20 protein-coding genes and 1 riboswitch are annotated in these 22,141 nt (G+C 65.0%); of the genes, 10 read left to right on the forward strand and 10 right to left on the reverse strand.

Annotated elements, in window-relative coordinates; all coding sequences use genetic code 11:
- Entirely contained in the window at positions 1-408 is a 408-nt protein-coding gene (locus ACODRW_RS22560; RefSeq protein WP_107797914.1) for a hypothetical protein, read from the reverse strand.
- 117 nt (positions 409-525) lie between these two features.
- Positions 526-1,560 (reverse strand): Holliday junction branch migration DNA helicase RuvB, encoded by a 1,035-nt coding sequence (gene ruvB / locus ACODRW_RS22565; protein ID WP_107797913.1) that lies wholly within the window; start codon positions 1,558-1,560, stop codon positions 526-528.
- 88 nt (positions 1,561-1,648) lie between these two features.
- Positions 1,649-1,795, forward strand: a riboswitch (FMN riboswitch).
- Between the two features lie 125 nt (positions 1,796-1,920).
- Between ruvB and ribB the strand changes: the two genes are divergently transcribed.
- The 5 genes from ribB to ACODRW_RS22590 all read left to right on the forward strand — a co-directional run bounded on the left by ribB (position 1,921) and on the right by ACODRW_RS22590 (position 6,800).
- A complete protein-coding gene (ribB, locus tag ACODRW_RS22570; RefSeq protein WP_488906724.1) occupies positions 1,921-2,580 on the forward strand; it encodes a 3,4-dihydroxy-2-butanone-4-phosphate synthase in 660 nt (219 codons plus the stop codon).
- 52 nt (positions 2,581-2,632) lie between these two features.
- A complete protein-coding gene (locus ACODRW_RS22575) occupies positions 2,633-4,042 on the forward strand; it encodes a sensor histidine kinase (RefSeq protein WP_488906725.1) in 1,410 nt (469 codons plus the stop codon).
- Positions 4,039-4,569: a hypothetical protein gene (locus ACODRW_RS22580; protein WP_107797911.1), complete on the forward strand. Its 531-nt coding sequence runs from the start codon at positions 4,039-4,041 to the stop codon at positions 4,567-4,569. The genes ACODRW_RS22575 and ACODRW_RS22580 overlap by 4 nt, the downstream gene beginning before the upstream one ends.
- A complete protein-coding gene (locus ACODRW_RS22585; protein WP_107797910.1) occupies positions 4,566-5,915 on the forward strand; it encodes a sigma 54-interacting transcriptional regulator in 1,350 nt (449 codons plus the stop codon). Before ACODRW_RS22580 ends, ACODRW_RS22585 begins: the two co-directional genes overlap by 4 nt.
- Before the next feature lie 300 nt (positions 5,916-6,215).
- Positions 6,216-6,800, forward strand: coding sequence for a BON domain-containing protein (locus ACODRW_RS22590; protein WP_488906726.1), 585 nt, complete (start codon positions 6,216-6,218; stop codon positions 6,798-6,800).
- Positions 6,801-6,958: 158 nt separating this feature from the next.
- Here ACODRW_RS22590 and ACODRW_RS22595 read toward each other — a convergent pair whose 3' ends face one another.
- The 5 genes from ACODRW_RS22595 to amgK form a co-directional block, all read right to left on the reverse strand.
- The gene (locus ACODRW_RS22595) at positions 6,959-7,768 is read right to left on the reverse strand and encodes a substrate-binding periplasmic protein (RefSeq protein WP_488906727.1); all 810 of its coding nucleotides are present in this window, start codon (positions 7,766-7,768) and stop codon (positions 6,959-6,961) included.
- A gap of 104 nt (positions 7,769-7,872) precedes the next feature.
- Positions 7,873-8,466 (reverse strand): Holliday junction branch migration protein RuvA, encoded by a 594-nt coding sequence (ruvA, locus tag ACODRW_RS22600; RefSeq protein WP_107797902.1) that lies wholly within the window; start codon positions 8,464-8,466, stop codon positions 7,873-7,875.
- A gap of 38 nt (positions 8,467-8,504) precedes the next feature.
- Positions 8,505-9,056, reverse strand: coding sequence for a crossover junction endodeoxyribonuclease RuvC (gene ruvC / locus ACODRW_RS22605; protein WP_227106553.1), 552 nt, complete (start codon positions 9,054-9,056; stop codon positions 8,505-8,507).
- 4 nt (positions 9,057-9,060) lie between these two features.
- Entirely contained in the window at positions 9,061-9,768 is a 708-nt protein-coding gene (gene murU, locus ACODRW_RS22610) for an N-acetylmuramate alpha-1-phosphate uridylyltransferase MurU (protein WP_488906728.1), read from the reverse strand.
- 2 nt (positions 9,769-9,770) lie between these two features.
- A complete protein-coding gene (gene amgK, locus ACODRW_RS22615) occupies positions 9,771-10,802 on the reverse strand; it encodes an N-acetylmuramate/N-acetylglucosamine kinase AmgK (RefSeq protein WP_488906729.1) in 1,032 nt (343 codons plus the stop codon).
- 74 nt (positions 10,803-10,876) lie between these two features.
- On the opposite strand from amgK, the gene ACODRW_RS22620 reads away from it, so the two are divergent.
- The 3 genes from ACODRW_RS22620 to pdxA are packed head-to-tail and all read left to right on the forward strand — an operon-like array spanning position 10,877 to position 15,431.
- On the forward strand, positions 10,877-13,150 hold the full coding sequence (locus tag ACODRW_RS22620; RefSeq protein WP_488906730.1) for an LPS-assembly protein LptD: 2,274 nt from the start codon (positions 10,877-10,879) through the stop codon (positions 13,148-13,150).
- Between the two features lie 9 nt (positions 13,151-13,159).
- Positions 13,160-14,449: a peptidylprolyl isomerase gene (locus tag ACODRW_RS22625; RefSeq protein ID WP_488906731.1), complete on the forward strand. Its 1,290-nt coding sequence runs from the start codon at positions 13,160-13,162 to the stop codon at positions 14,447-14,449.
- A gap of 1 nt (position 14,450) precedes the next feature.
- On the forward strand, positions 14,451-15,431 hold the full coding sequence (pdxA, locus tag ACODRW_RS22630; protein ID WP_235084862.1) for a 4-hydroxythreonine-4-phosphate dehydrogenase PdxA: 981 nt from the start codon (positions 14,451-14,453) through the stop codon (positions 15,429-15,431).
- 1 nt (position 15,432) lies between these two features.
- Here pdxA and ACODRW_RS22635 read toward each other — a convergent pair whose 3' ends face one another.
- From ACODRW_RS22635 to ACODRW_RS22645, 3 genes are read right to left on the reverse strand one after another with little or no spacing between them, the layout of a single operon-like run.
- Complete coding sequence (locus tag ACODRW_RS22635; RefSeq protein ID WP_227106546.1) at positions 15,433-15,939, reverse strand: TPM domain-containing protein; 507 nt, start codon at positions 15,937-15,939, stop codon at positions 15,433-15,435.
- Positions 15,939-16,778, reverse strand: a complete 840-nt coding sequence (locus tag ACODRW_RS22640) for a TPM domain-containing protein (protein ID WP_488906732.1) — start codon at positions 16,776-16,778, stop codon at positions 15,939-15,941. The genes ACODRW_RS22635 and ACODRW_RS22640 overlap by 1 nt, the downstream gene beginning before the upstream one ends.
- A 1-nt stretch (position 16,779) precedes the next feature.
- Positions 16,780-17,382, reverse strand: coding sequence for a LemA family protein (locus tag ACODRW_RS22645; protein ID WP_235089840.1), 603 nt, complete (start codon positions 17,380-17,382; stop codon positions 16,780-16,782).
- Between the two features lie 317 nt (positions 17,383-17,699).
- Here ACODRW_RS22645 and ACODRW_RS22650 point away from each other — a divergent pair, with 317 nt between their 5' ends.
- Together ACODRW_RS22650 and ACODRW_RS22655 are read left to right on the forward strand one after the other, a co-directional pair.
- Positions 17,700-21,551 carry a DUF3683 domain-containing protein gene (locus ACODRW_RS22650; protein ID WP_488906733.1) on the forward strand — a complete coding sequence of 1,284 codons (3,852 nt, stop codon included), beginning with the start codon at positions 17,700-17,702 and terminating at the stop codon, positions 21,549-21,551.
- Positions 21,552-21,567: 16 nt separating this feature from the next.
- Positions 21,568-22,116, forward strand: coding sequence for a cysteine hydrolase family protein (locus ACODRW_RS22655; protein ID WP_488906734.1), 549 nt, complete (start codon positions 21,568-21,570; stop codon positions 22,114-22,116).
- Positions 22,117-22,141: the final 25 nt, after the last annotated feature.

Genomic DNA, 22,141 nt, shown 5'->3' on the forward strand with positions numbered 1-22,141 from the left:
TCATTCGTCGGAGGCCTGCTCGCCTTTGCGCATCTCCACCGCCTTCATGATCACATAGGCCAGCATCGCGCACAGGAAGAACAACAACATCACCCAGGCAATCGAGCGCAGGGTGTCGATGAAGGTATTGAACAGCTCCAGCAACCAGCGTTCGCCGGTCAGCTCCATCACCGTGCTGCCCTTGCCCGCCGCCGGCGGCAGGTACTTCTCCAGCGCCCACTGCCGCACGCCGCCGGACACGCCGGTGACCACGATGGCGAAGAAAATGTACTTGCGCCAGGCATCGGTCAAATCCCGTCCCAGGACTCGCGCCAGAATCTTGTTGACCGCCGGATCGAAAAAGCGCGCGGTGAAAATCGAAGTGGCGATCGCCACCGCCAAGGTCAGGCCGAACAAAGCGTAGAACATAATCATCCCCCGCCGCAGCGGAATGCGTGAAAGCAGGCATTGTACGCCCGCGCGGCGGCGGCGGCGATCAAGGGATGGCCATGCTGCTGCGCGCAAGCGACAGCGCCGGCCGGCGCGTCAATCCCGCAACGGCAGCCCAAAGTGCTGATAGGCCAACGCCGTCGCCATCCGGCCGCGCGGAGTGCGCTGCAGATAGCCTTGCTGAATCAGGAAGGGCTCGATCACGTCTTCTATGGTGTCGGTGGATTCGCCGATGGCGGCCGCGACGTTGTCCAGCCCCACCGGCCCGCCGGAGAACTTCTCCAGAATGGCCTGCAGCAGTTTGCGGTCCATGACGTCCAGGCCGGCCGGGTCCACGTCCAGCATCGCCAGCGCGGCGTCCGCCACCTGGGCGCTGACCACCCCGTCGGCCCGGACCTCGGCGTAATCCCGCACCCGGCGCAGCAGCCGGTTGGCGATGCGCGGCGTGCCGCGGCTGCGGCGCGCCACTTCGAACGCGCCGTCGTCGGCCAGCTTGACGTTCAACAAGCCGGCGGAACGGCTGACGATGCGGGTCAGTTCCTCCGCGTTGTAGAACTCCAGCCGCGCGACGATGCCGAAACGGTCGCGCAGCGGATTGGTCAGCATGCCGGCGCGGGTGGTGGCTCCCACCAGGGTGAACGGCGGCAGATCGATCTTGACCGAACGCGCCGCCGGCCCCTCGCCTATCATGATGTCGATCTGATAATCCTCCAGCGCCGGATAGAGGATTTCCTCCACCACCGGGCTCAGCCGGTGGATCTCGTCGATGAACAGCACATCGTGCGGCTCCAGATTGGTCAGCAAGGCGGCCAGATCGCCCGCCCGCTCCAGCACCGGCCCCGAGGTCTGGCGCAAATTCACCCCCATTTCGCGGGCGACGATGTGCGCCAGCGTGGTCTTGCCCAAGCCGGGCGGGCCGAACAGCAGCACGTGGTCCAGCGCTTCGCTGCGGCGCTTGGCCGCTTCGATGAAGATCTCCAGCTGTTCGCGCGCCTTCTTCTGGCCGACGTACTCGTCCAGCTGCTTGGGCCGCAAGGCGCGCTCCAGCGCCTCCTCCTGGCTGGACAGGCTTTGCTGGGTGACGATGCGCGGCTCGGGCGCGCCGCCGTACAGGTTGTCGGTTTCAATCATGGTGTCAGCCGCCGGCCAAAAAAACGAATGCCCAATCTTACCACCGCGCTATAATCGCCGCTGGCCCGCCCATCATCGCGGGCCAACGCAACGTCTTCAGGGCGGGGTGCAATTCCCCACCGGCGGTATGATCGCAAGATCGAGCCCGCGAGCGCTTCCGCTTCCCAGCGGAAGGTCAGCAGATCTGGTGACAGGCCAGAGCCGACGGTAATAGTCCGGATGAGAGAAGACGACATGGCCGCCTGCCGCGCTACGCGCGGCCGCGGCGTGTTCGCTGCGCGCTAGTGCGCGCGGGTTGGCTTGCGCCGGCCCTTTTCACGCCCTGGAACCTGTTTCTCAAACGACCCGAGGACCGTTTCCATGAGTATCGCCACACACCCCGACATCTTGTCCCAACGCGTAGAGGCGGCGCTGAACGCCTTGCGCAGCGGCCTGCCAGTCATCGTTCCCGATGATCACGACCGCGAGAACGAGGCCGACCTGATCCTGGCCGCCGACGCGCTGAGCGAGGCCGAAATGGCGCGTCTAATCCGCGATTGCAGCGGCATCGTCTGCCTGTGCCTGACCGCCGAGCACGCCGCCCGACTGCAATTGCCGCCGATGACGCAACGCAACGGCAGCCGCTACGGCACCGCCTTCACCGTCAGCATAGAAGCCGCCCAGGGCGTGTCCACCGGCGTGTCCGCCGCCGACCGGGTGCGCACCATCCAGGCCGCCGTCCACCCGCAGGCGCAGGCGGGCGACGTGGTCAGCCCCGGCCATGTCTTCCCGCTGGTGGCCGCCGCCGGCGGTGTGCTGAGCCGCCGAGGCCATACCGAGGCCGCGGTGGAACTGGCGCGCCTGGCCGGCTTCCAGCCCGCCGGCGTGCTCTGCGAGCTGATGAACCCCGACGGCAGCATGATGCGCGGCGCGCAAATCGCGGACTACGCTCAAACGCACGCGCTGCCCGTTCTGAGCGTGGCCGAACTGGCTGAATGGATTTCCCGCCAGAACTTAGCTGCCGCTCCGCTGTCTGCTTGATCTTTGCCCTTAGCCGCGGGCCTGCGCCCGCGGCGTCGACGCCGACCCCATCATGCTTCGTTTCGTTTCATTCCGCAGCCTGTTGCTGGCCAGCTTTCTGATCGTCGCCGTCGTGCCCTCGGCCGTGCTGATCCAGCTGCGCAACGAGCTGGGACACGCCGCCTCCACGCTGCGCTCGCATCAGGAGCAAGCCAAGGAATGGCTGGACGCCAACCGCGTGTCGCGCGAGCAATCCATTCAATTCGAACGCGCCACCCGCCAGGCTCAAATCCTGAAAGACCGCGTGCTGGCCAAAACCGCCGCCGGCGCCTGGCAGGAGATCGAGCTAGCGCAACGCAAATTGCAACGCGGCGACGACGACGAGTTGACGCTCAGCGCCCGGGCCATTCTGGCGATCCAGCCGCAACTCCAGGCCCTGCCGGCGCGCGCCGGCGCGCAACGCGACCGCTTGTTCCGCCAGCTGGACCTGCACCTGACCGCGCAAGGCCAATTGATCAACCGCCAACTGGAACAAAGCCAGCGCCAATGGCAGGACTCGATCACGGAAATGCGCCGTACCGCCGACCGTCTGGCCTGGCTGTCGCTGGCCTCCGCGCTGGCGCTGGCGCTGGCGATGACCTTGTTGATCAGCTGGCCGCTGCGCAAGCTGCAAGCCAAGATCGCGCGGATGAGCGACGGGGCGCGGCTGCAGGACTGGCGCCAGTCCGGCCCCGCCGACCTGCAGCGTCTGGCGCGCGAGCTGGCCCAGCTAGACCGCCGGCTGGCGGCGCTGGAAGAACAGAAAGGCCGTTTCTTCCGCCAAGCGTCCCATGAGCTGAAAACGCCGCTGGCCGCCATCCACGAAGCCGCCGCGCTGCTGCGCGAAGAAGTGATAGGACAGCTGTCCGCGCAGCAGCAGGAGATCGTCGCCATCCTGCAAAACAATGCGCAAACCCTGCGTCAGCGCGTGGAAGCCTTATTGCGCTATGATGCCGGCCAATGGCTGTCCGAGACGCTGACCGTGGAAACCTTCGATCTGCCGGCGCTGATTGCGGAGCGGCTGCAGGCCAGCCGTCCGCTATTGCAGGCCAAACGCCTTGCCGCCGACGTCCTGGGCGATGCGGATCGGGTCAACGGCGACCGCTCCAAAGTGGAAACCATTCTGGACAATCTATTGATCAACGCCATCCGCCACAGCCCCGCCGGCAGCGCCTTGAGCCTGCGCCACGGCCGCGACGCCGGCGGCGTCTGGCTGGAAATCCGCGATCAAGGCCCCGGAGTGCCGGACGCCTATCGGGAAAAAATTTTCGAACCGTTCTGGAGCGGCTCGCCGCCGCCAGGCGAACTGCCCGGCACCGGGCTAGGCCTGGCGATGGCGCGCGGCTTCGCCCAATTGATGCGCGGCGAACTGACGCTGGAATCCAAACCTCAGGCCGGCGCCTGCTTCCGCCTGCAGTGGCCGGAACCGGAGAACAAGACATGAAGACATCTCGCTTTTGGGCTCTCAACGCGCGCCGGCTGCTTTGGCTGTGCGGCCTGCTGGCCCTGAGCGCCTGCGCTCATCAAGGCCAGCCGGTCGCCGTGCCCGCCGCGCCCATCATCCGTTGCCCGGACGCCAACCAGATCCTGCTGCTGCTGAGCCAGACGCGGGAAATCCAGGCGCTGAGCCTGGCCGGAAGGGAAAGCTGCGGCAGCGCCCGCTTGCTGACTCTGCTGCAACAGGCGCAGACGGCGGAGAGCCGCGCCGATGTGCAAAAACTGCAGGCCCAATTGGAAAGTCTGCTCGCCAAAACCGATAATCTGGACCCGGCCAGCCAGGGTCTTGCGCGGCTGCCGCTTCAACAGCTGCAGGAAAGACGCAAGCTGGCGGAAGCGCTGGAACGACAGCAGGCGCAGAACCGCGATCTGCAAAAACGCTACGACGACTTGAACGGCAAGCTCAACGCCTTGCGCGAAGTCGAGCGCGAACTCCAGCTGAAACCCAGCAAAACCAAAGGAGGCCAGCCATGAGCGCCATCGCCCGCATCGTCTTGGTGGACGACGATCCCGATCTGTTGCGCTTGCTCGGCCTTCGCCTCGGCGCCGCCGGCTACGAGGTCGAAGCGCTGGACAGCGCCGAAGCGGCCTTGAACGCGCTGGCGGCCCGCCGCGCCGACTTGCTGCTGACGGACTGGCGCCTGCCCGGCATGGATGGTCTGGAGCTGTTTGAACAAGTCCGCCAACGCTACCCCGCGATGCCGGTGATTCTGCTGACCGCCCACGGCACGGTGCCGGACGCCGTGGAAGCGGTCAGCCGCGGCGTGTTCGGCTATCTGGTCAAACCCTTCGACGGCAAGGCGCTGCTGGACAAGGTGGCCCAAGGGCTATCGCTGGCGGGCCCCGGACGCGCGGTCGATCAGGCCGCGGCCGGCTGGCGCTCCGGCCTGGTCAGCCGCAGCCCGGCGATGGAGGAACTGCTGGCCGAGGCCCGCATGGTCGCCGCCACCGGCGCCAGCGTGCTCCTGCGAGGCGAAAGCGGCACCGGCAAGGAAGTGCTGGCCAAGGCCATCCACCTAGCCAGCCCGCGCGCCGGCCAGCCCTTCATCGCGGTCAACTGCGGGGCGATTCCGGACAATCTGCTGGAAAGCGAGCTGTTCGGCCATGAAAAAGGCTCGTTCACCGGCGCCAACGCGCGCCAGACCGGCCTGATCCAACAGGCGGACGGCGGCACCCTGTTCCTGGACGAGATCGGCGATATGCCGCCGCCGCTGCAGGTCAAACTGCTGCGCGTGCTGCAAGAGCGCGAGGTGCGTCCGGTCGGCGCGACGCGGGCGACCCCGGTGGATATCCGTCTGGTGTCGGCCACGCATCGCGAGCTGGAAGCGCTGATTCAGGAAGGCAGCTTCCGAGAGGATTTGTTCTACCGCCTGAACGTGGTGTCGCTGCGCCTGCCGCCGCTGGCGGAACGCCGCGAAGACATTCCTCTGCTGGCCGCGCATTTCCTGGAAAAAATCGCCACCCGCTATCAAAAGGCCGTCAGCGGTTTCGCCGCCGACGCGCTGGAATACCTGAGCGCGGCGCCCTGGCCGGGCAATATCCGACAATTGGCCAATGTGGTTGAACAATGTTGCGTGCTGACCACCGGCTCTCTGGTAACGCTGGCGCAAGTACAGAAAGCCGTCGCCAGTGAAGAAAGCGCGATTCCAACGCTGGCGGAAGCCAAGCGGCAATTCGAACGCGACTATCTGGAACGCCTGTTGCGGCTGACCGGCGGCAATGTCAGCGACGCCGCGCGCCTGGCGGACCGCAACCGCACCGAGTTTTACCGCTTGCTGCAAAAACACGAACTGACGCCGGCCGCCTTCAAGCTGGAATAAGCGCGGCGACGCGACTGGCGTGACGGAAACGGAGCGCCTCTACGCCTGTCGCCAATCGGCGACAGGCAAAACCCCAAGCAAATCAAAGCCCTGTCCATCTCCACCGACATTCTGTCGCCTAACGGCGACAGAATGGCCGCTTCCTGCAATCAAACTCAAGCCACAAAAAACGCAAGACTTTGAAAAATAAGAAAAAACTAAAGCTGGCACGCCTTTTGCCATAGGGAAAGCGCAAATGATCGAAGCGCGGCAGACTCAAGCGCAAGCGATGTGACTCACTCTCTCGAAAAGGTTAATCCCATGAAGAAATCCACTCTTGCCATTGCCCTGATGACTTCCCTGTTCGCCGGCGCCAGCTGGGCGGCTCAAGACGCCAGCGCTCCGGCTGAACAAGCTCAACGCGCCACCGCCGCCAAGGCTGACGCCAGCGCCCCGGCCGAACAAGCTCAACGCGCCACCGCCGCCAAAGGCGACGCCAGCGCCCCGGCCGAACAAGCTCAACGCGCCACCGCCGCCAAGGGCGACGCCAGCGCTCCGGCCGAACAAGCTCAACGCGCCACCGCCGCCAAGGGCGACGCCAGCGCACCGGCTGAACAAGCTCAACGCGCCACCGCCGCCAAAGGCGACGCCAGCGCGGCTGAAGCCCTGATCGCCGAAGCCGCGCCGAGCGCCGCCGCCGGCCTGAATCAAGCGGTGCAGGAAGCTGTGACCAAAGCCGCAGCCCAGGTTGGCGCCAATATCCAGACCAGCGTGAAGGCCGGCGAAGTCACCCTGAGCGGCACCGCGCCCAGCGAAGAAGCGCTGCGCCGCGTAGCCGAAGAAGCCTCCCGCGTGCCGGGCGTGACCGCGGTTCGCACCAACGTCACCCTCAAAGCCGCAGGCTAAACCCCTCTAGTTCGTCGGCGCGCTGCCCGTCTGGCTCGCTTGCCCTGAGTACAGCAGCGCCGACCCTCGCTTTACCCGGAGTCGTCCCAAGGAACGCACGCAAGTGTGCCCGCCTCCATTCGCCGCCCTTCTGGGCGGCCTTTTTTTATTCGCGGGCGCTATCGTTTTCCGCCGGCCCACACCGCTGCAGCGGCTTCGTCCCTGTTCATATAGCGGTTGATCAGACGCAGCATGGTGCCGTCGCGGTTCATGCCGTCAACCAACTGGCGCCAGGCTCTGGCTTCGCTGTCGGGGAAAGCCCGCTTGGTCAACACCAGGCTGCGCGGGCTGGGTGCGTCGTCTTTCTCCCAGTCCGCCACTTTCACCCTGTCTTCCAAACCGTGTTGTCTGATTTTCTGCCGATACACCATGGGCGTGGAGAAAATGCCCGCAACGCGACGCTGGTCCAGCATGCGGAACAGGACATCCTCCTCCGCCACTTCCACCAAACGGCGCTGCACGCCCAATTGCAAAACCAAGGGATCGAAATAACGGCTGGTGCTGTAACTGCGCACGATGGCCCAGCGGCTGGACGGAGCATCCTGGATGAAGGACTCCATCGAGCGGATGGAGTCGGGCACGTCTATCGATAAAATCGCATACTGACGCAGCTGGATGTAGTTGAAAAACCAATAGATTTTGCTGCGCTCCGGAGTCTCGATCGCGGAACCGGTCATATCCAGCGAGCCGATTTCCAGTTCCTGCCAGATGCGAGCCCGCGGCATCACCACGAACTCGAACTCGCAACCGCTGCGCCGCCGCAATTCCTCCGCCACGTCTCGATCCAAGCCGCGGCCGGCGCTGTAGAACTGGCCGATCTCGTAAAAAGCGAAACGGATCGGCCGCTGCGGACACGACACGCCGCCATGAGCGCCGCCGGCCCAGCAGGCCGCCAGCAACAGACATGCTCGCGCCAGTCCTGTTTTCACGGTGGGTACGCCTCCCGGCCATGCCGGATTCATCGCCATGCCCAGCGCACGGCACTCCCCACTATAGGCAAAGCGCCGCCGGCTTTAAGAGCCGGCTCGCGTTTTCAGAACTTCATCAGGCTCTTCAGGGCGAGACGCACGCCCTCGCTCACCGTCACCTCGGCCGGCAGGCCCTTGGTGGCGGCCGCGGCCTCCTTCTCGTTGTAACCCAAGGCCAGCAGCGCGTTGACGATGTCCCCCTTCTCATCCGGCGTGGCGGCGAAAGCCAGGCCCCCCGGCGCGGTCAGCGTGCTGCCGGTGGCCAATTTGCCGCGCAGCTCCAGCACCAGACGCTCGGCGGTCTTCTTGCCTATGCCCGGCACCGCGGACAAGCGCTTGATGTCTTCGCTGGCCACCGCCACCGCCAGTTCATCGGTGGTCATGCCGGACAGGATGGCCAGGGCGATCTTGGCGCCGATGCCGGTCACCTTGACCAGTTGCCGGAAGGTCTGTCTATCCTCCTTGCTGGCGAAGCCGAACAGCAGATGGGCGTCTTCTCGCACCACCAGATGGGTGAACAGCGTGGTTTTCTGACCCAAGGCCGGTAATTGATAAAAAGTGGTCATCGGCACATCGACTTCATAGCCGACCCCGTTGACGTCCAGCACCACTTGCGGGGGCAGTTTTTCGATGAGATTGCCGCTCAGGCGTCCAATCATGTTCCGGTTCTTTCTTCAAGCGATTACAGGCGCGTCGGCTAGACCAGCCGGCCGCCGCGAATTTTCAGGCCGCTCTGCGCCAGCTGGCCCAAGGCGCCGGCGCTGAGATTGGCGTGCGCCAAGGCCACCGCCAGCGCGTCGGCGGCGTCGGCCTGGGGCGTGCCGGACAAATTAAGCATCCGCACCACCATGTGCTGCACCTGCTCCTTGGCGGCCTTGCCGTGACCGGCGACGGACTGCTTGACCTGCAGCGCGGTGTATTCCGCCACCGGCAGGTCCCGCAACACCAGCGCGCTGATGCAGGCGCCGCGCGCCTGACCCAGCATCAGCGTGGCTGCCGGATTGACGTTGACGAACACTTGCTCGATCGCCGCCGCCTGTGGTTGGTAGGTATCGATCACGCCGAACAGGCCGTCGACGATCACGCGGATACGATCGCTCAAAGGCGCGCCCGGCGGCGTGCGGATGCAGCCGGAGGCCACGTAATGGCGTTGCTGGCCGACCAGATCGATCACCCCGAAGCCGGTGATGCGGCTGCCGGGGTCGATGCCGAGGATGCGGCGCGCGCCGGGAAGAAGCTGAGCCGACATCGCCTCAGCCCGGGACGGCGCGCAATTGCGCATCCAACTGCCGCAATTGCTGCGGCGTGCCCACATTGTGCCAGACGCCGTTGAAATACTCGCCGCTGGCCCGCCCGGCCGCGATCGCGGCGTCGTAAAACGGACGCATCGGCGCGAAGCGGCCTGCGGAAAGGCCGGCGAACATGCGGGTATCGTAAAGGCCGATGCTGGAGAAGGTCAGCTTGCGCTCGCCGTCGGCGCGCAGGCCGCCGTCCGGCTCCAAGGCGAAATCCCCGCCCGCGTGGAAAGCCGGATTGTCCGTCATCACCAAGTGCATGCCCGGTTCCTCAAGGCCCTCCAGCGCGTCCAGCCGCGGCAGCAGGCTTGCGTAGTCGTAATCGGTATAAATGTCCGCCGCCACGCACAGAAAAGCGCGCTCCCGTCCCGCCCGCAAGCAGGGCAAGGCCTTGGCGATGCCGCCTGCGGTTTCCAAGGGCTCGCCCTCGGCGGAATAGGCGATGCGCGCGCCAAAGCGGCCGCCGTCTCCCAGCACCTGTTCTATCTGCGCGCCCAGCCAGGCGTGATTGATCACGATGTCGGCGAAACCGGCCGCCACCAAGCGCTCGATCTGCCAGACGATCAGGGGCTTGCCGCCCACCTCCAGCAAGGGCTTGGGCGCATGGTCGGTCAACGGCCGCATCCGCTCGCCGCGGCCGGCCGCCAGAATCATGGCTATCGGCATGCTCATCCCTTGTAGCTCAAGGCCGGGTAGGTCGATTGCAGCTCGTCATCGGTCTGATCCTTGCCCACCAACTGCAGCAACAACTGATAGAGCGGCGCCAGCTCCTGGTAACGCCGGGTGGTCCGTTTCAGATACTTGATGAAACGCGGAATCTCGGCGCGGTACTTGTCCTTGCCGTCGCGATGGGACAGACGCGCGAAGATGCCGGCCACTTTCAGGTGGCGCTGCACGCCCATCCATTCGAAATCGCGGTAGAAGACGTCGAATTCGGCCGGAACCGGCAGGCCGGCAGCGCGCGCCTTTTCCCAGTAGCGGATCGCGATATCGAGCACGAAGGGCTCGTCCCACTCGATGAAAGCGTCGCGCAGCAGGCTGACGATGTCGTAGCTGACCGGACCGTACACCGCGTCCTGAAAATCCAACACCCCGGGCTTGCCCGGCGTCAGCATCAGATTACGCACGATGAAATCCCTGTGCACGAACACCTTGGACTGGGCCAACAACACCGGCAGCAAGGCCTTGACCCCGGCATCCCACAGCTGGCGTTGCGCGAAATCCAGCGGCCGACCCAATTCCTTGGCGCAGAACCACTCCGGAAACAGGTTCAACTCGCGCGTCAGCAGCGCTTCGTCGTATTCCGGCAACACTCCCGGCTGACTGGCAGACTGGATCTCCACCAGGGTGTCCAGCGCCTCCAGCAATAGATGGCGCCGCACCTGTTCGCGCCCATCATGCTCCAAGGCGGCCAGATAGGTGACCCGGCCCAGGTCCTCCAGCAGCAGCAGGCCCTGCCCTCTATCCCGCGCCAGCAGCTTGGGAACATTGACCATGGCGAAAACGTCGCGCACTTGCACATAGGCGTCGGTGCTCATTTTTTCCGGTGGCGCGTCCATCACGATGCAACTCGCGCCGTCCGGCCAGGTCGCACGGAAGTAGCGCCGGAAGTCGGCATCCGCGGCGGCGAATTCAAGCCCGATGTCCTGTCCCGGGTACAAATCCGCCAGCCATTTTTTGATGAGTTCCTGTCTATGCATGTCGCTTCGTCTTGGTGCTGATAGAATTGGCTGATTTTATACTGCCCCGCCGCCCCTTAGATATGGCTTTGTGCATGCCCAGAATCAAACCCAATCCGCTGGCCCTGGCGCTGGCGGCCGCGTTCTCACTACAGCCGGCGCTGGCGCTGGCCGATGAAGACGCCCCTATCGCCCTGCCCACCCCGCCCAAGGCCGAAGGCCAGACCCACGTCACCGCCGACGATATGGACGGCGAGATGAATGTGGAGCTGAAAGCCCGCGGCAATGTGGTGGTCACCCGCGACGACCAGAAACTGGAGTCCGACTGGCTGGACTATTACCAGAACAAGGACCGGGTCAAGGCCGGCGACCGCTTCAAGATGACGCGCGGCGTCGATGTGGTCACCGGCACCACGCTGGATTACAACGTCGCCAACTACAGCGGCACCGGCATGAACCCGGTGTTCGCCATGGGCAAGCCGGCGCCCACAGCCAAGGGCGCGCCGGCCGGCCCCCGGCCGATGAGCACGGTGCCGATGCGCGGCGACGGCCAGCAAGTGGATTTCCGCGGCCAGAACGAGTATCGGGTCTACAACAGCCGCATCAATAGCTGCGAACCCGGCGACGACTCCTGGTATCTGAACTCCTCGCTGCTGGACCTCGACTACAACAACGGCGTTGGCGTCGCCCGCAACGCGCGGCTGAATTTCTACGGCGTGCCCATCCTGTACACCCCGTGGATGGACTTCCCGCTCAACGGCAACCGCAAGAGCGGTTTCCTGCCGCCCACCTTCAAGACCGGCACCAACGGTACCGAAGTCGCGCTGCCCTATTACTGGAATATCGCGCCCAACTACGACGCGACCATCACCCCGCATTTCAACGACAAGCACGGCACCATGCTGGGCGCGGAATTCCGCTATCTGCAGCCCAATTACGCCGGCTCGATCTACACCGAGCAATTGCCCAAGGACAAGGTCACCGACAAGAACCGCTACGCCTGGTATGCGACGCATAACCAGACGTTGGCGCCGGGTCTGACCTTCGGCTACAACGCCAACTACGTCTCCGACCCCAACTACTTCAAGGATTTCGGCGACCGTCTCAGCATCGCCGCCAACGTCAACCTGGTGCGCGAGGCCTGGCTCAGCTACGGCTTCGGCTGGCAGGGCGGCTCGGCCAACGCCACTTTGCGCGCTCAGCGCTACCAGACCCTGTTGGAAAAGCCGACGTCAGGGGATATTCCCTATGCGCGGCTGCCGCAGCTGACTTTCACGGCCAACCAGCAATTGTCGCAGGGCTTCAGCGCCAATCTGCAAAGCGAACTGACCCGCTTCTCCCATCCGACTCTGCAAACCGGCGACCGCCTGGTCGCCTACCCCAGCCTGACGTGGAGTCTGGACAAGAGTTGGGGCTTTCTGCGTCCCAAGCTTGGCCTGCACCTGACCGAATATAATCTGGACGCGCTGCCCGGCCAGCAGAGCCGTTCGGTGTCGCGCAGCCTGCCTATTTTCAGCACCGACGCCGGCCTCTATTTCGACCGCGATACCGAGTTTCTGGGCCAGGATCATCTGCTGACGCTGGAGCCGCGCCTGTTCTACGTCAATATTCCAACCCGCAATCAGAACAACCTTCCCAACTTCGACACTTCGCTAAACGATTTCAACTTTGCGCAGCTGTTCACCGAGAATCGTTTCTCCGGCTCCGACCGTGTCAACGGCGCCAATCAGCTGACCACGGCGCTGACCAGCCGCCTGATCAGCCAAGAAAACGGCCTGGAGCGGCTACGGCTGACCGTGGGCAAGCGCTATTATTTCAACCAGGACGACATCCAGTTGGATGGAGTGCCGAAACAACGCACCGTCAGCGGCTCCAATCTGCTGCTGGGCGCCAGCGGCGATCTGGCCCAGGGCTGGCGCTTGGACAGCTCCTATGAATGGAACGAGGCGCTGAAAACCACCGAACGCTACAATGCCCAGCTGCGCTACAACCCGGCGCCTGGCAAGGTGCTCAGCGCCCGCTACCGCTACGGCCGCTACGAGCAGTTGGACAACTCCACCTTGTACGGCCCCTTGCGCCAGGTCGATATCGGCGCTCAATGGCCTATCGCCAAGAAATGGTATGCGCTGGGCCGCTACAACTATTCGCTGGCCGACCGCAAGCCGCTGGAACAACTGGCCGGATTCGAGTACAACGACGGTTGCTGGTCGGCTCGTCTGGTCGGTCAGCGCTATGTCAGCGACCTGATCACCACCAAGAACGCCATTTATTTCCAGCTGGAATTCAAGGGCCTTGGCGGCTTCGGCAACAATCCGCTCAACACGCTGAAGCTGGCGATTCCCGGCTATAGCAAGACTAACGATTTATAAGCGATGATCATGAAACAGACTCTGCTCGCCCTGCTGCTGGCCGGCGCCCTGCAAGGCGCCGTCGCCGCTCCCGCCGCCCCGGTCAAAGAAGTGGACCGCATCGTCGCGGTGGTCAACAAGAACGTGATCACCTGGCTGGATCTGCAATCCCGCGTCGACGAAGCCATCAAACAGCTGCAAGCGCAGAAAGTGACGCCGCCGGCGCGCGCCGTGCTGGAAAAACAGATGCTGGAACAGATGATCACCGAGGAGGTTCAGCTGCAGTACGCCGCCAGCGGCGGCCTGCGCATCGACGACGCCGCGGTGGATCAGGCGGTGGCCAATCTGGCCAAGCAGAACAAGATGGACGTGGCCGGCCTGAAAGCCCAGCTGGCCAAGGAAGGCCTGGCCTTCGACAAGCTGCGCGCCGAAGTGCGCAAGGAACTGACCATCGCGCGCCTGCGCGACAGCGAAGTCGCCGCCAAGGTCAACGTCAACGAGACCGAAGTCGATCAGGTGCTGAAAAGCGCGCAGAGCGGCAACCGCGCCGAATACCACCTGGCCAGCATCCTGATCAACGTGCCGGAACGCGCCGACGCCAAGCAGATCGACGCGCTGTCGAAGAAGGCCGAGAAAGCGCTGACGGATCTGGAGGCCGGCCAAGCCTTCGCCAAGGTATCGGCCAGCTACTCCGACGCCCCCAATGCGCTGAAAGGCGGCGACATGGGCTGGCGCAGCGCGGTGTCGCTGCCGGTTGAGTTCGTGCAGATGCTGGAACAGCTGAAAACCGGCCAGCACACCAATGTGATCCGCACCCAGCAAGGCTTCTTCATCTTCCAGTTGCAGGACAAACGCGACAGCGGCGCGCCGATGATGGTGGAGCAATACCATGTGCGCCACATTCTGATCCGCACCAACGAGGCGGTGTCGGCCAACGACGCCAAAACCCGCATCGAACAGGTGCGCGACCGCATCCAGCGCGGCGCCAAGTTCGCCGACATGGCCAAGCTCTACTCCGAAGACGGCAGCAACGCCAAGGGCGGCGATCTGGGCTGGGTCAATCTGGGCGATCTGGTGCCGGATTTTGAGAGCGCGATGACGCAACTGCCTATCGGCCAATTGTCGCCGGCGGTGCGCACGCCCTTCGGCTGGCATTTGATCCTGGTGGAAGGCAAGCGCAATCAAGACGTGTCCGGCGACCGCGAGCGGCTGGCGGTCAAACAACAGATCCGCTCCCGCAAGATCGAACAGGCGTACGCCGACTGGGTGCGCCAGCTGCGCGACTCCGCCTTCGTCGAAGAACGGCTGGACGAGAAGTAAGATGAACCTCCCCGTATTGGCCGTCACCACCGGAGAACCAGCCGGCGTGGGGCCGGATCTGGCGCTGCGGCTGACGGAGGCCGGCGTCGGCGCGCGCTGCGTGCTGATCGGCGACAAGACCTTGCTGGCCGCGCGCGCGCGGCAGCTGGGTCTCTCGCTTTCGCTGTACGATTACGCGCCGGACACGCCCGCGCCGGCACAGGGGTTGGAGGTCTGCCATGTGCCGCTGGCGGTTCCGGCCGTTCCCGGCCGGCTGGACCCGGCCAACGCCGGCTATGTGCTGGCGACGCTGGACCGCGCCATCGACGGCTGCCTTAGCGGCGAATTCGCCGCCATGGTGACCGCGCCGGTGCACAAGGGCGTCATCAACGACGGCGGCGTCGCCTTCTCCGGCCACACCGAATACCTGGCCGAACGCACGCACACGCCCAAGGTGGTGATGATGTTGGCCGGCGGCGGCATGCGCGTGGCGCTGGCCACCACCCATCTGCCGCTGCGGGACGTCGCCGACGCCATCACCGCGGACAGCCTGGAGCAGGTCATCCGCATCCTGCACGGGGATCTGCGCGCCAAGTTCGGCATCGCCGCGCCGCGCGTGCTGGTGGCGGGCCTGAATCCGCACGCGGGCGAAGGCGGCCATCTGGGGCGCGAGGAAATCGAAATCATCGAACCGCTGCTGGCGCGGCTGCACGGCGAGGGCATGGACCTGATCGGCCCCTTGCCAGCCGACACCCTGTTCAACCCCGACAAGCTGCGGCGCTGCGACGCGGTGCTGGCGATGTATCACGATCAAGGCTTGCCGGTGCTCAAACACGCCAGCTTCGGCGCCGGCATCAACATCACCCTGGGCCTGCCCATCGTCCGCACCTCGGTCGACCACGGCACCGCGCTGGATCTGGCCGGCAGCGGTCAGGCCCACCCGGGCAGTCTGTTCGAGGCCGTGCAGCTGGCGGCGCAACTGGCCGCCTCCGCCGCGAACTGACTCAGCGGACGATCACCTCGTCCGGCAACTCGTTGACGCTGGGCCCGCCTCGGAGCGGCGCATGCTCGATCAACAAAGCGTGTATCCGCCACAAGCCGGCCTCCAGGCCGGCCACTCGCTTGCCTTCCGCCATCGCGCGTCCGACTTCGGCGCAAATCTCCTCCCAGGCCCGCGACGGCACCCGCCGGTCTATGCCGCGATCGGCGACGATTTCAATGCGGCGCTCCGCCAGCAACACATACACCAGCACGCCGGTGTTCTCCTCGGTGTCCCATACCCTCAGCAGACCGAACCACTCCAGCGCCCGTTCTCGAGCGCTCATGCCGCGCCAGGCGTCGCGCCAATCCAGCGCCGACTCCACCACAAAGCGCAGCTGACCAGCGTGTTCGCGTTCCGAAGCCGCGATGCCTTGCTGCAGACGCGCCAGTTCCGCGGCGGGAAAACGCCGTCGCGCCAAATAGCCGGTGCTGGCCAGATGACGCAGCGCTCTATGCCATGATTTCCACATCACCAATCTCCCGAAGCGCCGCCGCCGCCAAATCCCCCGCCGCCGCCGGACCAGCCGCCTCCGCGGCCGCCGCTGCTTCCGCCGCGCCAACTCCCGCCGCCACCGCCGCCGAACGACAAGCCGTGGGCGCCAATCACCAGGCACAGGAGCGCCGCCACCGCCCCGGCCAGCAAGGCGAACAAGACGCCTGCGCCCAGCAGCAAGGCCGCGGCGACGCCCAGGCCGCCCATGATGAGGCTGCCGATCAAGCGTCCGAACAGGCGGCTGACGACGCCGGCGCCGAACAAGACCGCGAACGCCAGCGCCGGCCAACTGTCTTCCCAGCCCTGCTGCTGAGTCCGCGTCGGCGGGGGCAGCTTTTCGCCGTCGATCAGGCCTTCCAGCTGCGACGCCGCCGCTTGAATGCCCTGAAAGCGCAAACCCTGCTTGAACAGAGGCCTCAGCGTGTCCTGCAGAATGCGCTTGGCGTAGATGTCGGGAATCGCGCCCTCCAGGCCGCGGCCCACCAACAACTGGGTCTTGTGCTGATCCGCCACGATCAGCAGCAGCACGCCGTCGTCCACCCCCTTGCGCCCCAGCTTCCAGGCGTCCATCACCCGGGTGCCGTAGTCAAAAGGCGTTTCCGGCTCCACCGACGGCACGATCAACACCGCCAGCTGACTGCCTTTGCGCTGATGAAAGCTCAGCAATTGCCGTTCCAATTGTCCGCGCTCGTCCGCCGATAAAAAACCGGCCAGATCCACCACCGGCGAACTGGGCGGCGGCACCGCCAGTTCCGCCCGCGCCAACTGCGCGCACAGCAGCAACGCGATGCCCAAGCAACGCCATAGTGCCCTCATCTTATTTGCTCGCCTCCGGCTCGCCGAAGCTGACCTGCGGCGCGGTGGAAATGGCCTTCTCGTTCTCCACGGTGAAATTCGGCCGGGTCTTCAGGCTGAACATCATCGCGGTCAGGTTATTGGGAAAGGTCCGCACCGTGCTGTTGTACGCCTGCACCGAATCGATATAACGCTTGCGCGCCAAGGCGATGCGGTTCTCGGTGCCCTCCAGCTGCGCCTGCAGATCGCGGAAGGATTGATCCGCCTTCAACTGCGGATAGTTTTCCGACACCACCAGCAAGCGGGACAAGGCCGAGCCCAGCTGATTCTGCGCCGCGGCGAAATCATTGAGCTTTTTCTCGTCCGTCGCCATCGAGGCATCCATCTGGATGCTGCCCACCCGCGCCCGCGCGGCGGTGACTTGGGTCAGCACCTCTTTTTCATGCTTGGCGTAGCCTTGCACCGTCTTGACCAGATTGGGAATCAGATCCGCGCGCCGCTGGTATTGATTGATCACCTCGGACCAGGCCGCGTTGGCCGCCTCGTCCTGAGTCTGCATCGCGTTGTAACCGCAGCCGCTCAGCGACGCCGCCAATAACAAAGCCATCGCCCACTTCTTCCACATCATCCTGTTCTCCATTCCCGTCGTGGCCGCGCCATCCCGATCAGCGCAACGCGTTCGAGCTTCAGTTTACCCATAAAAAGCATAAAACCAGCAGTTTTCGCCCCGCCTATGGAATAGCGCGCACCATTCCCTCCCCTGCGCGGCCAGACCGGCAAGACCGGCGCGCTCCGCCCCCGGCCCGCCTTGCCCAACAATATACAATTCGCGCCAATATCTTGAAGTAAAGAGGGAAATCCCTAGTGAATACGGGTTTTTCGCAACGCAACAATTGGGCTACACTGGTGGACGTTTTTCCAATAATGACAGCTGCACGGACAATGACCACCACCACCCAAGCCCGTGTGCGGGAGATCCCGTACAACTACACCTCGTATTCCGACCGCGAAATCTTCATCCGCCTGCTGGGCGCACCGATGTGGAAGCTGCTGGAAGAACTGCGCGCCGAACGCAAGACCGGCCGCTCCGCCCGCATGCTGTTCGAGGTCTTGGGCGATATCTGGGTGGTGGACCGCAACCCCTATCTGGTCGACGACCTGCTGGATAATCCCAAGCGGCTGGCCGCCTTGGTGGACGCGATGCGCCACCGGCTGGCCGAAGTGGAAAAACGCCGCGAAGGCAACGACAAGGTGGGCAAGATGCTGACGGCGGCCCGCGCCGCCGTCGAGCGCTTCGCCGAACAGTTCGAGGATACCCGCGAACTGCGCGCCAAGATCCTGAAGAAGCTGTCCCGGCTCACCCGCCGCGACAATATCCAGTTCGACGGCCTGTCCCGCGTCGCCCACGTCACCGACGCCACCGACTGGCGCGTCGAATACCCCTTCGTGGTGCTCAGCCCGGACGGCGAAGCCGAAATCGCGCCGCTGGTGCGCGCCTGTATCGAGCTGGGCCTGACCATCATTCCGCGCGGCGGCGGCACCGGCTACACCGGCGGCGCGGTGCCACTGGACCGCATGAGCGCGGTGATCAACACTGAGAAGCTGGACCGCCACCTCGGCGTCGAACAGGTGGAATTGCCCGGCCTGGACGGCCCCCGCGCCACCATACAATGCGGCGCCGGCGTGGTCACCGCCCGCGTCGCCGAGGCCGCGGCGGCGGCCGGCCTGGTGTTCGCCGTGGACCCCACCTCGGCCGAGGCCTCCTGTATCGGCGGCAATATCGCGATGAACGCCGGCGGCAAAAAGGCGGTGCTGTGGGGCACCACGCTGGACAACCTCGCCAGCTGGAAAATGGTGGACGCCGACGGCCAATGGCAGTTCATCGAACGCCTGGGCCACAACTACGGCAAGATCCACGACGTCGACGTCGCCCGCTTCCGCGTCAGCCAACTCAAGGACGATGGCCAGACCGTGGTGTCCAGCCGTCAGCTGGACATCCCCGGCAGCGCCTTCCGCAAAGTGGGCCTGGGCAAGGACGTCACCGACAAATTCCTGGCCGGCCTGCCCGGCGTGCAGAAGGAAGGCTGCGACGGCATCATCACCAGCGCCCGCTTCGTGCTGCACCGCATGCCCAAGCACATCCGCACCGTCTGTCTGGAATTCTTCGGCACCGTGGCCGAGGCCACGCCGGCCATCGTCGAAATCACCGACCTGTTCAAACCCGGCGGCGCCGGCCTCGCCGCCGGCGTGCAGCTGGCCGGCCTAGAGCACCTGGACTGGCGCTATGTGCGCGCGGTGTCCTATGTGACCAAGGCCAAGAGCAAGGGTCGGCCCAAGATGGTGCTGATCGCCGATCTGGTGTCGGACCACGAGGACGCGGCGGCGGAAGCCGCCAGCCAGGTGGTGCGGCTGGCCAACGCGCGTCACGGCGAAGGCTTCATCGCCATCACCCCGGAAACGCGCAAACGCTTCTGGCTGGACCGCAGCCGCACCGCCGCCATCGCCAAACACACCAACGCTTTCAAGATCAACGAAGACGTGGTGATCCCGCTGCCACGGCTGGGCGATTACAGCGACGGCATCGAACGCATCAATATCGAACTGTCGATCCAGAACAAGCTGCGCTTGCTCGACACCCTGACCGAATATTTCCACGGCCGGCTGCCGGTGGACAAGCTGGACACCAATCTGCCGTCGGAAGAACTGATCGGCGACCGCCGCGCCTCGGCGCTGTCCCAGCTCGCCATCACCCGCGACCGCTGGCAATGGCTGTTGGAACACCTTGACCGTCCCTTTCACGAATACCGCGAACGCTGGCCGCACGCGCCGCTGGAAGACGCCGACGCCGCTCCGGACACCGTGTTCCACGCGCTGCGCGACCTGATCGTGCGCGTCAGCTGGAAGCGCGAAATGCAGGCCGAGCTGGAGCAGCTGTTCTCCGGCAACACCGACGGCCCCATCCTGGCCGCCATCCGCGCCATCCAGCAAAAAGTGCTGCGCAGCCGTGTCTTCGTCGCGCTGCACATGCACGCCGGCGACGGCAACGTCCACACCAACTTGCCGGTCAACTCCGACGATTACGAGATGCTGCAGACCGCGCACAAGGCGGTGGAGCGCATCATGGCGCTGGCGCGCGCGCTGGGCGGCGTGATCTCCGGCGAGCACGGCATCGGCATCACCAAGCTGGAATTCCTCAGCGAAGAAGAAATCGCCCCCTTCCGCGCCTACAAGCAGCAAGTGGACCCCAACGGCCACTTCAACCGCGGCAAGCTGCTGCCCGGCGCCGACCTGGCCATGGCCTATACGCCGTCGTTCTCCTTGCTGGGCGCGGAGTCGCTGATCCTGGAACAATCCGACATCGGCGCGATCAGCGATTCGATCAAGGACTGCCTGCGCTGCGGCAAGTGCAAGCCGGTGTGCTCCACCCATGTGCCGCGCGCCAATCTGCTGTACTCGCCGCGCAACAAAATCCTCGGCGTCGGCCTGCTGACCGAGGCCTTCCTCTACGAAGAGCAGACCCGCCGCGGCGTCAGCCTCAAGCATTTCGAGGAATTGTCCGACGTCGCCGACCATTGCACGGTCTGCCACCGCTGCGTCAAACCCTGCCCGGTCAAGATCGACTTCGGCGACGTTTCGGTGGCGATGCGCAACTTCCTGCGCAAGACCGGCAACAAGAGCTTCAATCCCGGCACCGCCGTCGGCATGGCCTTTCTCACCGCCAAGGATCCGGCCACCATCAAAGCGCTGCGCACCGGCCTGGTCGGCGTCGCCTACAAGGCGCAGCGGCTGGGCAACGCGGTGGGCAAGCGCCTGGGACTGATAGGCTCCCAGACCCGGCAGCCGCCGGCCACCGTCGGCAAGGCCCCGGTCAAGGAGCAGGTGATCCACTTCATCAACAAGCCCATGCCCGGCGGCCTGCCCAAGAAAACCGCGCGCGCGCTGCTGGACGTGGAAGACGCCAGCATCGTGCCCATCATCCGCAACCCCAAGCTGTCGGAAGACGCGGAAGCGGTGTTCTACTTCCCCGGCTGCGGCTCGGAGCGCCTGTTCAGCCAGGTCGGCCTCGCCACCCAGGCCATGCTGTGGCATGTCGGCGCGCAGACCGTGCTGCCGCCCGGCTATCTGTGCTGCGGCTATCCGCAGACCAGCGCCGGCTATCAGGACAAGGGCGACGCCATCACCACCGAGAACCGGGTGCTGTTCCACCGCGTGGCCACCACGCTGAACTACCTGGACATCAAGACCGTGGTGGTCAGCTGCGGCACCTGCTACGACCAATTGTCGCAATACCGCTTCGAAGACATCTTCCCCGGCTGCCGCATCATCGACATCCATGAATACCTGATGGAGAAAGGCGTCAAGCTGGACGGCGTAGGCGGCCAGCAATACCTGTATCACGACCCCTGCCACACGCCGATGAAGGCCTATCAGCCGATGAAAGTGGTCAACGAGCTCTTGGGCGGCGGCGTGGCGCTGTCGGACCGCTGCTGCGGCGAATCCGGCACCTTCGCCGCCAGCCGGCCGGACATCGCCACCCAGGTGCGCTCGCGCAAGGAAGAGGAAATCAACAAGAACCTGCAGGCGCTGACCGGCGGCGCCAAGCCGTCCCAGCCGGTGAAGATCCTGACCTCTTGCCCGTCCTGCCTGCAAGGCTTGTCGCGCTACGGCCCGGACACCGGCACCGAGGCCGACTACATCGTGGTGGAAATCGCCAAGTATGTGCTGGGGCCGAACTGGTTGAAGCAGTATGTGGACCAGGCGCGCGATGGCGGCATTGAGCGCGTGCTTCTATAAGGTTGGAGAACAATCCATGGGCAACAAAGCGCTCATCGTCATCGACGTGCAATACGGTCAGATCGAAGGCCTGCCCCGCGCCGGCCGCGCCGACGCCGTGCTGGCCAATCTCAACCGCGCCATCGCGCTGGCGCGCCGCCAAGACATGCCGGTGATTTTCATCCAGCACGACAGCGGTCCCGGCAGCGATCTGGCGCGCGACAGCGAGGCCTGGCAGCTACATCCGGCGCTGGCGCGGCAGGATGGCGACGCCGTGGTGCACAAACGCTTCAGCGACAGCTTCCAGCGTACCGCGCTGACCGAGCTGCTGCGCGGCGGCGATGTCGACGAGCTGTGGCTGGCCGGTTCCGCCACCGAGTTCTGCGTGGACAGCACGCTGCGCTCGGCGATGTCGCAGGAATACGCCGTCACCCTGATCGCCGACGCCCACACCTGCAAACCGCGGCCGCGGCTGAACGCGGAACAGGTGATCGATCACTTCAACTGGGTCTGGTCCAATCTGGACGAAACACCCAAGCCCCTACGCGTGCGCAACATCGCCGAACTGGAAAGCGGCGCGGCCTAAACAAAAACCGCCGGGCACGCCCGGC

Source organism: Chromobacterium sp. FG89, from assembly GCF_057808735.1.

Coding starts and splice junctions, on each gene's coding strand:
- ACODRW_RS22635 (WP_227106546.1), bottom strand. CDS start 15,939: ATGTGGAAATCATGGCATAGAGCGCTGCGTCATCTGGCCAGCACCGGC.
- ACODRW_RS22655 (WP_488906734.1), top strand. CDS start 21,568: ATGGGCAACAAAGCGCTCATCGTCATCGACGTGCAATACGGTCAGATC.
- ACODRW_RS22585 (WP_107797910.1), top strand. CDS start 4,566: ATGAGCGCCATCGCCCGCATCGTCTTGGTGGACGACGATCCCGATCTG.
- pdxA (WP_235084862.1), top strand. CDS start 14,451: ATGAACCTCCCCGTATTGGCCGTCACCACCGGAGAACCAGCCGGCGTG.
- murU (WP_488906728.1), bottom strand. CDS start 9,768: ATGCCGATAGCCATGATTCTGGCGGCCGGCCGCGGCGAGCGGATGCGG.
- ACODRW_RS22650 (WP_488906733.1), top strand. CDS start 17,700: ATGACCACCACCACCCAAGCCCGTGTGCGGGAGATCCCGTACAACTAC.
- ACODRW_RS22645 (WP_235089840.1), bottom strand. CDS start 17,382: ATGTGGAAGAAGTGGGCGATGGCTTTGTTATTGGCGGCGTCGCTGAGC.
- ACODRW_RS22560 (WP_107797914.1), bottom strand. CDS start 408: ATGTTCTACGCTTTGTTCGGCCTGACCTTGGCGGTGGCGATCGCCACT.
- ACODRW_RS22640 (WP_488906732.1), bottom strand. CDS start 16,778: ATGAGGGCACTATGGCGTTGCTTGGGCATCGCGTTGCTGCTGTGCGCG.
- ribB (WP_488906724.1), top strand. CDS start 1,921: ATGAGTATCGCCACACACCCCGACATCTTGTCCCAACGCGTAGAGGCG.
- ruvB (WP_107797913.1), bottom strand. CDS start 1,560: ATGATTGAAACCGACAACCTGTACGGCGGCGCGCCCGAGCCGCGCATC.
- ACODRW_RS22620 (WP_488906730.1), top strand. CDS start 10,877: ATGCCCAGAATCAAACCCAATCCGCTGGCCCTGGCGCTGGCGGCCGCG.
- ruvA (WP_107797902.1), bottom strand. CDS start 8,466: ATGATTGGACGCCTGAGCGGCAATCTCATCGAAAAACTGCCCCCGCAA.
- ruvC (WP_227106553.1), bottom strand. CDS start 9,056: ATGTCGGCTCAGCTTCTTCCCGGCGCGCGCCGCATCCTCGGCATCGAC.
- ACODRW_RS22625 (WP_488906731.1), top strand. CDS start 13,160: ATGAAACAGACTCTGCTCGCCCTGCTGCTGGCCGGCGCCCTGCAAGGC.
- ACODRW_RS22580 (WP_107797911.1), top strand. CDS start 4,039: ATGAAGACATCTCGCTTTTGGGCTCTCAACGCGCGCCGGCTGCTTTGG.
- ACODRW_RS22590 (WP_488906726.1), top strand. CDS start 6,216: ATGAAGAAATCCACTCTTGCCATTGCCCTGATGACTTCCCTGTTCGCC.
- amgK (WP_488906729.1), bottom strand. CDS start 10,802: ATGCATAGACAGGAACTCATCAAAAAATGGCTGGCGGATTTGTACCCG.
- ACODRW_RS22575 (WP_488906725.1), top strand. CDS start 2,633: ATGCTTCGTTTCGTTTCATTCCGCAGCCTGTTGCTGGCCAGCTTTCTG.